We start from the raw sequence: 12,701 nt of genomic DNA on the forward strand, positions 1-12,701 counted from the left end.
AACATCGTGGATTTACTGCCAAATCTGTGGCAGGCTGCCGGAATGATCCGGAATGTGGCCACGGTGGCGCTCGACGGCGTTGCCCCGTTCGAGCTCGGACTGCTGTGTGAGGCCTTCGGCCTGGATCGCAGCGCTCAAGGACTACCCACGTTCGACTTCGACCTGTGTACGGTGTCGCCGGGCGAGGTCGCGACGTCGGCAGGCTTCGGCATCACCGTGCAGCACGGTCTAGAGCGTCTAGAGGCGGCAGATCTCATCGCCATCCCGGCGATGCCGCGTGACAACATCTTCCCCGAAGACCTGCTCGAACGGTTGCGTGCCGCCGTCGACCGCGGCGCGCGAGTGTTGTCGGTGTGCTCCGGTGCGTTCATCCTCGGTGCGGCCGGCCTCCTCGACGGCCGGCGATGCACCACTCACTGGATGTACGCCGACGAGTTGGCGCTGCGGTTTCCGCTGGCCAAGGTCGACCCTGGCGTGCTGTACGTCGACGAAGACCCGGTCATCACCAGCGCCGGCACGGCGGCAGGCATCGACGCCTGCCTGCACTTGTGGCGCAAGGAGTTCGGCGCCGACTCCGCTGCGGCCGTGGCCCGCCGGATGGTCGTGCCGCCGCACCGCGAGGGCGGTCAGGCGCAGTTCATCGAGGCTCCGATCCGCGTCGGCGAGGTTCCGACGTTGTCGAACGTCATCGACTACATGGCCGCGCACCTGGACGAGGACCTGACCGTCGAGCGGTTGGCGTCAGTGGCGTCGATGTCGCCGCGGACCTTCGCCCGCAAGTTCCGTGCCGAGACCGGGACGACGCCGTACGAATGGCTGCTCACGGCTCGGCTCGCCGCGGCGCAGCGAATGCTCGAACGTGGCGAGGACGTCGTCGAGACGGTGGCCGCGCGCGTCGGGTTCGGGACCGCCGGGGTGATGCGGCACCACTTCGCCCGGCGGCTGGGCACGACACCGCGCGCCTACCGCGCCGCCTTCCGCGCGCGCATCTCGGCCGATTCTCAGATGCCGGTGGTGGATCGCGGGTAGGCGATCTCCGGGTCGCATTCGACGTTGACGAGGTACGGCACGCCGGCATCGAAAGCCCGCTTCAGCGCGGGGCCGATGTCCGACGGCGCTCGGACCGTCTCGCCCGCGCCGCCGAGCGCCTCGACCACCGTGTCGTAGCCCGTCGTCAGCCGAAGGTCCGCGGCGACGTCGTAGCCGTACAGCATCCGCATGGGATGCTTCTCCAGGCCCCAGGCGCCGTTGTTGCCCACCACCATGACCACCGGCAGCTGATGACGTACCAGCGTGTCGACGTCCATCAGCGACATGCCGGCGGCGCCGTCGCCGTACAGCAGCACCACCTGGCTCGACGGCCGGGCCAGCCGAGCGGCCGCGGCCGCGCCTGCCCCCGCCCCGAGGCAGCCGTAGGGGCCGGGGTCGAGCCAGCAACCCGGCCGGGCCGGCTCGACGAACTTGCCCGCCCACGAAACGAAGTCGCCGCCGTCGCCGATCACCACGGCATCGTCGTCGAGGAGCCGGTTCAGCTCGCCGTACACCCGAGCAGGGTGGATCGGGTCGGCGTCGGAGGTCAGCAGGGCGTTGCCGCGGTCCACCGCCACGCGAGCCTCGTCGCGCAGCCGGTCCGCCCAGGCCGTGTACCGGCCCGGACGGGCGACGGCCTGAAACTCCTCGAGGACTGTGTCCAGGACGAGTCCGAGCTCGCCGGTGGCCCGGGCGGCGAGATCGACGTGTGCGGCCAATTGGCCGGGGGAGTCCGCGACGTGGACGACGCGGGCCGCAGCGGCTCCGTCGGCCCCGCCGAACGAGCCGAACCCGAGCCGGAAGTCCAGCGGTGTCCCGACGACGATCACGAGGTCGGCCTGCTTGAACGCGGTAGAGCGGGCGCGGTTCACCAGCAGCGGATGCCCTGGTGGCAGGATGCCGCGGCCCATCCCGTTGGCGACGGCAGGAACCTGTGTCTGCTCGACGAAGCGCCGGGCCGCCTGCTCGGCGCCGTCCATCCACACGTCCGAGCCGATGACCACGACCGGGCGCTCGGCTTCGGCCAGGACGGTGGCGATCGCCGTGGCGTCGGCGGGATCGGGCGCCGGACGCGCCTGCGGCGCGGTGGGGCTGAGCGTGACGTCGGCGTGGCTGTACAGCTCGTCCATGGGCACGTCGACGAAGACCGGGCCGCGGTGCGCAGAACGCGCGGCGGCCAAGGCGCGGTCGACGGTGCCGGCCACCTCGGCCGCGGTGTGCGCGGTGGCCGCGAACTTCGTCACCGGGTCGAGCAGGGGCGGGTGGTCGAGCTCTTGCAAGGCGCCGGTGCCCCACCGGAAGGCCGGAGCACGCCCGCCCAACGCGAGCAGCGGGACACCGGAGAAGTGCGCCTGCGCGACACCGCTGATCCCGTTCGTGACCCCCGGGCCTGCCGTCAGCACGGCCAGGCCGGGATTGCGGGTGAGCTTCGCAGTGGCCTCGGCGCCGAACACCGCACTCTGCTCGTGCCGGACGTCGACGATCCGGGTTCGGCTGCCTGCTTGGACAGCCGCGTCGTAGAGCGGGAACACGTGCGCGCCGGAGAGCGTCCACAACGTGTCCACGCCGTGCGCCTCGGCTATCGCGAGTGCGTGCCGCCCGGCATGCCCGGTGAGCACGAGCGCGTCACCGGCAGCAGGCGTCGGCTCAGCAGGATTGTTGTATTGCGAAGTACCCACGCATGGCACAGTACATGAGCTCACGGCTGCCGGTAGAGCCATGGCGCGCTGGACCGCAGGGCACGCTGCAGCGCGATGAGCAGATCCGAGCGCACGCTCGGCATGATGATGGTCTTGGTCGCCACGTCCTGCGCCGGGGTTCCGTGCACACCGAGGAGCAACTGCAGGTGCAGGGCCCGCAGGAAGTCGATGGTGTTCTCGCGAGCCGCCGCGCCAGGGGTGGGCGGAGGTGACTGGTCGTTCCACGCCACCGAGATGCGATCGAGCCAGGTCTCCAGCGTGTCGATCGGGATCAGGTCGCGGTGCAGCAACGACATCGTCGCGAACGCCAGGCGTTGCTCTTCTCCGGCCGCGAAGCGATGCGGGGTGGGCGTGCACAGCCGCTCGGCGACGACGTCGAGCAGGACCGGCAGCTCGTCGGCGCCCAGATGCCGCGAAGCGCTCAGCGCGCCGATGACGTCGGCACCGTGGATGACGGCGTTGGCCCAACCCTGCGCGGGGATCCAGCCGCGCAGGTCGCGCTCGGCGAGAAACCACGCGACGGCTTGGTCGGCCCAGGTGAGGACCGCCGCGGGGTGCAACCCGTGGGTGACGTTGTCGCGGGCGATGATGTCGGCGAGCACCGCGGCGGAGTACGACCGACGCAACACCGACGGGGTGCCGTCCTCGCCGAGCCCCTTCCGCAATCCGAGCGCCAGCCCGTCACCCAGACCGATGAGCAGCTCGTCGTAGACGCCTTCACCGATCCATGTCTGCAGAACCGAATGAGCGATGTCGCAGCGGGAGTGCGGATCGGGGTCGCCGAGCATCGTCACCAGCTCGATGGTCAGTTGGTCCAGCTCCGCTCCCTGAGGGAGCCGGAAGCCATCGGCCACGACTCGTTCCCAGTACGATTGCTGCACAGGGCAATCCTCGCAGAACCACCTCCGAAGGGGGAAGCGAGGGCACGGCGACTACGCTCAGTGACGTGCCGTCGCTCAATGACGTCGTTCATCGTCACACCGATCTTTCCGAGGCCGAGCTCGACTGGGTGCATGCGCTCGTCGCGGACTGGCAGCTGCTCGCCGACCTGTCGTTCGCCGACCTCGTGCTCTGGGTGCGCGATACCGACGGTGAGGGGTATCGCGCGGTGGCGCAGATGCGCCCCACCACCGGCCCCACGGCCTATGTCGAAGACCTGGTGGGTTCGTATCTGGCCAAGGGACGCAGGCCGCTGATCGACACCGCCTACAGCGAAGGCGTCATCCGCCGCGAAGGCGATCCGGAATGGTGGGACGACGTGCCGGTGCGGGTGGAGGCCATTCCGGTGCGGTGTGGCGAGCGCATCATCGGCGTCATCGGCCGGCACACCAATCTGGTGGCCGTGCGGACGCCGAGCCGGCTGGAGTTGTCCTACCTCGAGTGCGGTGGTCAGCTGGCCAAACTCATCACCGAGGGGCGCTTTCCGCATCCGCGCGCCACGGACATGGGGCGCCGCGGCGCACCGCGGGTCGGCGACGGCTTGATCCGCCTTGACGTCGACGGCGTGGCGCTCTACGCGAGCCCGAACGCGACCTCGGCCTACCGGCGCCTCGGCCTCACGGCCGACCTGGTGGGACAGAAGCTGGGGGCCGCGACCGCCGAGCTGGCGCCGCGCGCCGGTGCGATGGACGAGCCGTTGGAGTCGGTGCTCAGTGGCCGCCAGCACATCCGGACCGAGATCGAGGGCAACGGAACCGTCCTGACGTTGCGCACCATTCCGCTCGATCCCGGCGGGCGCCACGTCGGCGCCTTGGTGTTGTGCCGGGACGTGACCGAGGTGCGCCGGCGCGAACGAGAGCTGCTGACCAAGGACGCGACGATCCGCGAGATCCATCACCGGGTCAAGAACAACCTGCAGACGGTCGCGGCGCTGCTGCGCCTGCAAGCACGCCGGATCGGGGTGCCGGCCGGGCGGTTGGCGCTCGACGAAGCGGTGCGCCGCGTCGGCACCATCGCGATCGTGCACGAGACGCTGTCGCAGACCGTCGACGACACGGTCGTCTTCGACGACGTCGCCGACCGGTTGCTCGGCATGGTGGCCGAGGTGGCGGCGACCGAGGCGCGGGTGCGGGTGCAACGGCGCGGCTCGTTCGGCGTGCTGGGGGCCGACATCGCCACACCGCTGGCGATGGCGCTGACCGAGATCCTGCAGAACGCCGTCGAACACGGGCTGGGCTCGAACGCGGGAGAGGTGACGCTCACCGCGGACCGGCGCGAGGGACGGCTGCGTGTGGTGGTCGAGGATGACGGCCACGGGCTACCCGCGGACTTCGACGTCGACCAATCAGCTCACCTGGGGCTGCAGATCGTACGGACGCTCGTGGTCGGTGAACTGGGCGGCTCGTTGGAGCTCAACCCGCGAATGCCCAGCGGGACGTCGGTCGTGCTTGACCTGGCGTCGGCCCACGAACGATGACGCCCCGCCGGCCGGGTGACGGCGGGCGGGGCGTGACAAGCTCCCGGGTGGGCTCAGTAAGCCCGGGCGCGAGCTCGCGCGTTGCGACGCTTGAGCGCGCGACGCTCGTCCTCGGACAGACCGCCCCACACGCCGGCGTCCTGGCCGCTCTCGAGCGCCCAGCTCAGGCAGGATTCACGGACGTCGCAGCGACGGCAGACCGCTTTGGCCTCCTCGATCTGGAGCAACGCGGGGCCGGTGTTCCCGATGGGGAAGAACAGCTCCGGGTCCTCGTCGCGACAGGCGGCACGGTGGCGCCAATCCATGGTTCTCACAGCTCCTTATGATGGTGGTGAGCGGGGTCCCGCTCGGCCACGTTTCAGTACGTGAATTCGTTCACGAATCCCTGCCGACCGATGAGTGGTGCCGGCCGGAGGGGATGACGCGAAGCGTTCGCTAGTCACTCTGCGCGCTGTGTGCGCGCACGTGGCAGCGTGCCACTACCAGGGTGACAAGTTCGTGATGCATGTACAAGGGCTTTGTGTAATCCGTCTCGTCAGCATGGGTGTAGCGTCGATCACAGTAAATGGCCAAACCGGACGATACGGGCATGAAGTGCGGTCGGCAAGAGGTTCAGTCGATCAAATCGCCTAGTACGCGATCCGGATCGCCTCCGGCACCGCTGTCAGCTCGATGCGGTCGCGCTCACCGATGAAGTCACCGTCGACCTGCGCCGGCTGTGGGTGCTCCGCGGTCATGATCAGGTGCCGGCAATCGTGCATCGACACCACGCCACGCCCGCGCGGTCCGCGTTGCGTCATCAGCTGGGCAAGATGCCACAGCGTCGGCGCCAAGCGGAGACTGGCCAGGCCGAACACGTCGAGGCCGGCCTTGAAGTCCGACCGTGGGGTCGGTCGCAGCGGACGCGGGCCGAGATAGGTCCACGGGGTGCAGTTGGTGACGATGACCACCGACAGGTCACCGGCCCGCTCGGTGTCGTCGGCGACGACCTCGATCGACCCCTGTCTCCGCTCCGGCTGGCGGAAGAACCGGCGAACCGCGGTACGAACGTACAGCGGCACCGTCGAGGTGCGCCCGCGGCCACGCTCGTCCTCCACCGCCCGGATGACGTCGGCGTCGAAGCCGAATCCCGCGGCGAACGTGAAATAGCGATCGTCCAGCCGCCCCAAGCCGATGCTCTGGCGTCGCCCAGTGCGCAGCGCATCCAGCAACAGGCCGGTCGCCTCGACCGGAGACTCCGGGATGCCCAGGTTCCGCGCCAGCACGTTGGTGCTGCCGCCGGGGATGATCGCGATGTCCGGCACGGGCGCCGGGTCTGCCGTGGCGCACAGCAGTCCGTTGACGACCTCGTTCACGGTGCCGTCGCCGCCCACCGACACGACGAGTTCGACGCCGTCGCGGCGGGCCTGCCGACTCAGCTCCGTGGCATGCCCGCGGTGCGTCGTCTCGGCGACCTGCAGGTCGAGGTCGTTGCTCAGCGCCGCGAGGACGACGTCGCGGGTACGGTCCGACGTCGTGGTGGCATTCGGGTTGACGACGGCCAGTGCGCGCATGGCCGACAGCCTAGAGCCCCTGGCATCGGCGCGGGCGATCGGCCGTGGAGGGGGCGGTTTGGGCTGCTGGTGTCTCATGATCGCGTGGGAGCGGTGATCATGGGGCGGTGGTGGCGTTTGGTGAGGAGATCATGCGGCGTTGGCGGCGTTGTGGCGCCGTGGATGACTCATGATCGTTGGTGGTGGGGGTGGTTTCGAGCTGGTGGTGGCTCATGATCGCGTGGGAGCGGTGATCATGGGGCGGTGGCGGCGTTTGGTGAGGAGATCATGAGGCGTTGGCGGCGTTGGGGCGCCGTGGATGACTCATGATCTGCTGTCGATGGGTGATGGGTGATGGGTGACGGGTGATGGGTGATGGGCGGCAGGCGACGGGCCGTGGGGCGGCGAAACGGCCTCAGGTGAACATGCCGTCGCGCAGCTGAACCAGCGCGCGGGCGAGTAGGCGCGACACGTGCATCTGCGAGATACCGACCTCGGCGGCGATCTGCGACTGTGTCATGCCGCGGAAGAACCGCAGCGTCACGATCCGGCGTTCCCGTTCGGGCAACAGACCGAGCAGTCGCGACAGTGTCTCGCGATTCTCGACGCCTTCCAGCGCTTCGTCGTCGTGGCCGAGTGTCTCGATGGTCGACGGACCGTTGTCGCCCGCATCGGTGGAGTCCAACGACACGGTGCTGTACGCCGTCGCGGTCTCCAGCGCCTCAAGCACGTCGTCCTCGCTGCTGCGAGTCGCCGCCGCAAGCTCGGCGACGGTAGGGGAGCGGCCGTGCTGCTGGACCAGCTCCGTGGTGGCCGAACTGATCGACAGCCGCAACTCCTGCAGCCGGCGAGGCACCCGGATGGCCCAGCCCTTGTCACGGAACCACCGTTTGATCTCGCCGAGGATCGTCGGAGTCGCGTAGGTGGAGAACTCCGCGCCTCGATTCGGGTCATAACGGTCGATGGCCTTGATCAGGCCGATCGTGGCGACCTGCACCAGGTCTTCGTACGGCTCACCGCGGCCGGCGAACCGCCGCGCCAGATGCTCGGCCAACGGCAGGTGCAGCGTGGTCAGCCGATTGCGGGTCTCGGCGCGCTGCGGGTCATCAGGCGGCAGGGTGACGAGCTGCTCGAGCAGCGCACGGCTCTCGTCGAGCAGCGCGCGCGCATCGGCGGCACCGCTGCGGAACGCCGGCTGAGCGGCCTCACCGGGGAAGCTTGCCTCGGCCACGCCGTCGCCGGCCTCACCGGGGAAGCTTGCCTCGGCCGGGCCGTCGCCGGCCTCACCGGGGAAGCTTGCCTCGGCCGGGCCGTCGCCGGCCTCACCGGGGAAGCTTGCCTCGGCCACGCCGTCGCCGGCCTCACCGGGGAAGCTTGCCTCGGCCGGTCGCACAGCTGCTCTCAACCCCGGCTCTTCCGCAGCACGATGGAGACTCGGCCGTCTTCGGCCCGGGAGCGGACCTCACCGGCCAGTGCCGACAGGACGGTCCAGGCGAAACTGCTCCGGCCGGGCAGCTCGGCGTGGGTCGCCGGTACGGAGACCACGACATCGAGCACGTCGGCCTGCAGTTGGAAGCTGCACTGCATGGTGGAGCCGTTCGTCGCCAGCGGCAGCAGCATGGCACCGGCTTCATCGACGGCGATGCGCAGATCCTCGATCTCGTCCAGCGTGAAGCCGATGCGCGCGGCCAACCGTGCGGCCGTGGTCCGCAAGACGGCGAGGTAGGCACTGGACGCCGGTACCTGCAGCTCGACCAGATCTCCGAACGGCGTATCGGACTCGCCCACCAGGCCTCCTTCGTGACGCGATCGACGGCGGACGTCTGCACTCGACACAGTGTCACACGACAACAAGATCGTGGCCCGGTGGCTCCACGTGTTGGTCGGTTGCGACGTGGCTGGTATGGCGACCGCGTCGAGGCGACCCTTACGGCGCGAGCAGGCTCACAGCACCTTGGACAGAAACGCCTGAGTCCGTTTGTGCTGCGGATTCGACAGCACCTCGCGCGGGCGACCGGACTCGACGATCAGCCCCTCGTCCATGAACACGAGGTCGTCACCCACCTCGCGGGCGAAGCCCATCTCGTGCGTGACCACCATCATGGTCATGCCGCTACGGGCCAGATCGCGCATGACATCGAGGACGTCACCGACCAGCTCGGGATCCAAAGCGGATGTCGGCTCGTCGAAGAGCATCATGTCGGGATTCATCGACAGCGACCGGGCGATGGCCACGCGCTGCTGCTGACCACCGGACAGATGCGCGGGATAGGCGTCGATCTTGTCGCCGACGCCGACGCGTTCGAGGTTCTTGCGGGCCACGTCGATGGCCTCGTCCTTGCTGCGGCCGAGCACGCGCTGTTGGGCGATGGTCAGGTTGCGCAGGACGGTGAGGTGCGGGAACAGGTTGAACTGCTGGAAGACCATGCCGATGCGAGCACGCACCCGGTCGACGTCGACCTCGGGGTCGAGGATGTCGATGCCCTCGACGAGGACCTTGCCCGACGTCGGTTCTTCGAGTCGGTTGACGCACCGCAGCAAGGTCGACTTGCCGGACCCGCTGGGCCCGATGACGCAGACGACCTCGCCGGGGGCGACGGTGAGGTCGATGCCTTTGAGCACTTCGTTCGGGCCGAAGCTCTTGCGCAGCTCGGCCACCTCGATAGCGGGGACGCCGTTCGTCGTCATCGAGACCTCGCCATTCGACGCTCGAGGACCGCCACCAACCGGGTGAGCGGGACGGTGATCAACAGATACAGCATCGCAGCCATCAGCAGCGGCGTCGCGTTGGCCGTGTTGACGACGCCGTCGCGGGCGAACGTCGTGATCTCACGTGTCGCCAGCGTCGAGCCGGCGATGAACAGCAGCGAAGTGTCCTTGATGAGCAGTACGAACTCGTTCGTCAGTGGCGGGATCACGATCCGGAAGGCCTGCGGAAGGATGATCGAGAACATCGTTCTGCCGGACCCCATGCCCAGCGAGCGTGCCGCCTCGGTCTGGCCCTTCGGCACGCCCTGGATGCCGGCGCGAATCACCTCGGCCATGTAGGCACCGGCGACCATGATCAACGCGAGTAGCCCGGCCCCGACCGCTCCGCCGGGCACGTTGACGTTGAACGCGATCGGGAGCACGTAGGCCATCCCGAAGATCGTCAGCAGTGCCGGTAGTCCGCGGAACAGCTCGATGTAACCGATCGCCAGCCACCGGTAGGGCAACACCGTCGACAGCTTCATCAGCGCGAGCACGACACCGAGAAGGAGTCCGCCGGCGAAGGCGATGAGCGTGAACAGCACGGTGTTCTTCGCCGCCACCGTGATCATGTCCGGCAGCTGCTCGCGGGCGATGTCAGTCTGGAGGAAGTTCGCCCGCAGCCGCTCCCAGTCGGCGGAAATGGCGATCAGGACGACCGCGGCGATGAAGATCAGATACAACACGCCGCGACTGATGCGCCGCTTGGTGGTTCTGCGCACGTCGACGACCTCGGATGTCAGCTTGCTGCTTCAGGGAAGTACTCGGCGTACAGCTCATCGTAGGTACCGTCGTCGCGCAGCGCCTGAAGCTGCTCGTTGACGGCATCTTGCAGCGCCTGGTTCTCGCCCTTGGGGAAGGCGAAGCCGTACTGCTCGTCGGTTTCGTACGTCTCGACGATCTCGAAGTTGGGATCGTCCTGGGCGTGCACGTAGTTCGGCGGGTAGTCCTGCAGGATGGCGTCGATGTTGCCGGCCTGCAGGGCCGGCCACAGTTCGCCGTCGCTGGGGAAACGCTGCGGTTCCTTGGCATCGTCGGGCAGGTTCTCTTCGGCGTAGCGCTGGCCGGTGGTGCCCTGCTGGACGCCGAGTGTCTTGCCGCTGAGGTCGTCCAGCGACTGGATGCCGCTGTCGACAGGAGCCAGCAAGGACTGCAGGGAGTCGTAGTACGGGTCGGAGAAGTCGAGGTTCTTCTTGCGCTCGTCCAGAATCGTCATGGCCGAGGCGCCGATGTCGCACTGGCCCGAGGCGAAGATGGTGCCGCTTTGCAGAGCGTCGAAACCGACGTCGCGCACCGCCATCTCAAGCTCGAGGTTGTCGGCGATGGCCTGCATGAGATCCATGTCGAAGCCGCCGTAGCCGCTGGGGGAGTCGGGGTCCTCGAACTCCAGCGGCGGGTACGGGATGTCGGAGCACACCGTCAGGGTGCCGTCCTGGACAAGGTCGAACTCGGAACCGCTGCCAGCGGTGTCGCCGCCGTCGTTGTCTCCGCAGGCGGAGAGCAACAGGACGGCCGAAGCCGCGGCCGCCGTCAGGCGTAACGTGCGTGTGGTCATGATTTCTCCCGAGCTGTTCAGCGGTCGTGCCCGAATCCTGCCATCTAGTGTGACGCGGTCGGGTCTTGCCCAGGCCACGATCAGATAAAGAAGTCCGCCGAAAGTCCCGGCACGTCCGGTGCCGACGTGGCACAATCGCTCGACGCGGGCGATCCCCGCCACTGGCGTCGCCCGTTGCCCCCTGACTTGTCGAAAGCCCCTTTCCATGGTTGCCGAAGCCGTCCCCGTCCACCAGACCGCCGCTGAGCCGGAGGATCCCGCGATCACGCTGCATCGCGCCGGCAAGATGGAGATGCGGTCCACCGTGGCCCTGCGCGGCCCGGACGACTTGTCGCTCGCCTATACCCCGGGGGTGGCGCGCGCGTCTGCGGCCATCGCCTCCGAACCGGAGCGCGTGCACGACCTGACGTGGCGGGACAACACCGTCGCCGTCGTCACCGACGGGTCTGCGGTGCTGGGCCTGGGCGACATCGGCCCGGAGGCCGCTCTGCCGGTCATGGAGGGCAAGGCGGTGTTGTTCAAGAACTTCGCCGCCATCGACGCGGTGCCGATCTGCCTGGACTGCCGCGACGTGAAAGACCTGGTGGACACCATCGAGCGGTTGGCGCCGAGCTTCGGCGGCATCAACCTCGAGGACATCGCCGCACCTCGCTGCTTCGACATCGAGCGCAAGCTCCAGGAGCGGCTGTCGATCCCGGTGTTCCACGACGACCAGCACGGCACCGCCGTCGTCGTCTACGCCGCCTTGACCAACGCGCTGCGCCTGACCGGCCGTAAGCCCGGCGACACGCGGGTGGTGGTGGCCGGTGCCGGCGCTGCGGGCGTCGCCGTCACCCGCATGCTGCAGTCGATGAACCTCGGCGACATCGTGGTGCTCGACAGCAAGGGAGCCATCCACCGCAAGCGGGGCAAGCTCAGCCCGGTCAAGCGGGAGCTGGCCGAGTCGACCAACGCCGGGAACCTGCAGGGCGGCCCCGCTGAAGTGTTGCGCGGAGCCGACGTGCTCATCGGTGTGTCCGGCGGCACCATTCCGGCTGCCGCCGTGGAGATCATGGCGCCGCAGTCCATCGTGTTCGCCCTGGCCAACCCCGAGCCCGAGGTGCATCCGGAGGTGGCGGGCCGCACCGCCGCCGTCGTCGCGACCGGACGCAGCGACTTCCCCAACCAGATCAACAACGTGCTCGCCTTCCCGGGCATCTTCCGCGGTGCGCTGGACGTGCGCGCGTCGCGGGTGTCGGAGAACATGAAGCTCGCCGCCGCGACGGCGCTGGCCGACCTGGTGGGCGACGACCTGGCGCCCGGGTATGTCGTCCCGGGTGCCTTCGACGAGCGGGTCGCGCCGACGGTCGCCGACGCCGTGGCGCAGGCCGCGGCCGCCGACGGCCTCGCCCGGGTGGACCTCACCGAGCTCGAGTGATCACTCTGGGCGATAGCCTCGGGGCATGTTCGCCGCCTATGCCACGAGTATCGACGCCGACGATCCCCTGGCCGGGCTGACCCTCGGAGAGCAGCCCGAGCCCGAACCGGACAGAGGGTGGACCACCGTCACGGTTCGCGCCGCCGCGCTGAACCATCACGACCTGTGGTCTCTGCGGGGTGTCGGGCTGGACGAGAGTCGGCTGCCGATGATCCTCGGCTGCGATGCCGCAGGTGTGGACGAGGACGGCAACGACGTCGTCATCCACTCGGTGATCTCCGACCCGGACTGGCGCGACGACGAA

The 12,701-nt window shown here is 68.8% G+C and carries 12 protein-coding genes and 1 pseudogene; 4 read left to right on the plus strand and 9 right to left on the minus strand.

The features are described from left to right. Nucleotides 1–6 precede the first annotated feature (6 nt). Complete coding sequence (locus M6444_RS07305; protein WP_298324930.1) at nt 7–1,029, plus strand: helix-turn-helix domain-containing protein; 1,023 nt, start codon at nt 7–9, stop codon at nt 1,027–1,029. Here M6444_RS07305 and M6444_RS07310 read toward each other — a convergent pair. Then, nucleotides 1,002–2,648: an acetolactate synthase gene (locus M6444_RS07310; protein ID WP_363326274.1), complete on the minus strand. Its 1,647-nt coding sequence runs from the start codon at nt 2,646–2,648 to the stop codon at nt 1,002–1,004. The two genes, M6444_RS07305 and M6444_RS07310, sit on opposite strands and share 28 nt — an antisense overlap. A gap of 80 nt (nt 2,649–2,728) precedes the next feature. After that, entirely contained in the window at nt 2,729–3,610 is an 882-nt protein-coding gene (locus M6444_RS07315) for a DUF2785 domain-containing protein (RefSeq protein WP_298324934.1), read from the minus strand. A gap of 65 nt (nt 3,611–3,675) precedes the next feature. Between M6444_RS07315 and M6444_RS07320 the strand changes: the two genes are divergently transcribed. Next, entirely contained in the window at nt 3,676–5,145 is a 1,470-nt protein-coding gene (locus M6444_RS07320; protein ID WP_298324937.1) for a PAS domain-containing sensor histidine kinase, read from the plus strand. Nucleotides 5,146–5,198: 53 nt separating this feature from the next. On the opposite strand, the gene M6444_RS07325 is transcribed toward M6444_RS07320, so the two are convergent. The 7 genes from M6444_RS07325 to M6444_RS07355 form a co-directional block, all read right to left on the minus strand. After that, complete coding sequence (locus M6444_RS07325) at nt 5,199–5,450, minus strand: WhiB family transcriptional regulator (protein ID WP_106535698.1); 252 nt, start codon at nt 5,448–5,450, stop codon at nt 5,199–5,201. A gap of 324 nt (nt 5,451–5,774) precedes the next feature. Next, complete coding sequence (locus M6444_RS07330; RefSeq protein WP_298324945.1) at nt 5,775–6,698, minus strand: diacylglycerol kinase family protein; 924 nt, start codon at nt 6,696–6,698, stop codon at nt 5,775–5,777. Between the two features lie 394 nt (nt 6,699–7,092). After that, on the minus strand, nt 7,093–8,082 hold the full coding sequence (locus M6444_RS07335) for an RNA polymerase sigma factor SigF (RefSeq protein WP_298324948.1): 990 nt from the start codon (nt 8,080–8,082) through the stop codon (nt 7,093–7,095). Beyond that, nucleotides 8,079–8,465: a hypothetical protein gene (locus tag M6444_RS07340; RefSeq protein ID WP_298324951.1), complete on the minus strand. Its 387-nt coding sequence runs from the start codon at nt 8,463–8,465 to the stop codon at nt 8,079–8,081. Before M6444_RS07340 ends, M6444_RS07335 begins: the two co-directional genes overlap by 4 nt. Before the next feature lie 156 nt (nt 8,466–8,621). Further along, a complete protein-coding gene (locus M6444_RS07345) occupies nt 8,622–9,365 on the minus strand; it encodes an amino acid ABC transporter ATP-binding protein (protein ID WP_298324953.1) in 744 nt (247 codons plus the stop codon). Further along, on the minus strand, nt 9,362–10,147 hold the full coding sequence (locus tag M6444_RS07350) for an amino acid ABC transporter permease (protein ID WP_298324955.1): 786 nt from the start codon (nt 10,145–10,147) through the stop codon (nt 9,362–9,364). Before M6444_RS07350 ends, M6444_RS07345 begins: the two co-directional genes overlap by 4 nt. Before the next feature lie 17 nt (nt 10,148–10,164). Next, nucleotides 10,165–10,980: a basic amino acid ABC transporter substrate-binding protein gene (locus M6444_RS07355; RefSeq protein WP_298324957.1), complete on the minus strand. Its 816-nt coding sequence runs from the start codon at nt 10,978–10,980 to the stop codon at nt 10,165–10,167. A gap of 205 nt (nt 10,981–11,185) precedes the next feature. On the opposite strand from M6444_RS07355, the gene M6444_RS07360 reads away from it, so the two are divergent. Further along, the gene (locus M6444_RS07360; protein ID WP_298324959.1) at nt 11,186–12,397 is read left to right on the plus strand and encodes an NADP-dependent malic enzyme; all 1,212 of its coding nucleotides are present in this window, start codon (nt 11,186–11,188) and stop codon (nt 12,395–12,397) included. 25 nt (nt 12,398–12,422) lie between these two features. Beyond that, nucleotides 12,423–12,701: pseudogene (locus M6444_RS07365) on the plus strand (Zn-dependent oxidoreductase); the annotation flags it as partial.

Source organism: Haloactinopolyspora sp. (assembly GCF_027324685.1).
Classification (GTDB): Bacteria; Actinomycetota; Actinomycetes; order Jiangellales; family Jiangellaceae; genus Haloactinopolyspora.

Excerpts from the sequence above, each read along its gene's own strand:
- M6444_RS07325 (WP_106535698.1), bottom strand. The coding sequence starts at position 5,450 with ATGGATTGGCGCCACCGTGCCGCCTGTCGCGACGAGGACCCGGAGCTG.
- M6444_RS07330 (WP_298324945.1), bottom strand. The coding sequence starts at position 6,698 with ATGCGCGCACTGGCCGTCGTCAACCCGAATGCCACCACGACGTCGGAC.
- M6444_RS07345 (WP_298324953.1), bottom strand. The coding sequence starts at position 9,365 with ATGACGACGAACGGCGTCCCCGCTATCGAGGTGGCCGAGCTGCGCAAG.
- M6444_RS07355 (WP_298324957.1), bottom strand. The coding sequence starts at position 10,980 with ATGACCACACGCACGTTACGCCTGACGGCGGCCGCGGCTTCGGCCGTC.
- M6444_RS07360 (WP_298324959.1), top strand. The coding sequence starts at position 11,186 with ATGGTTGCCGAAGCCGTCCCCGTCCACCAGACCGCCGCTGAGCCGGAG.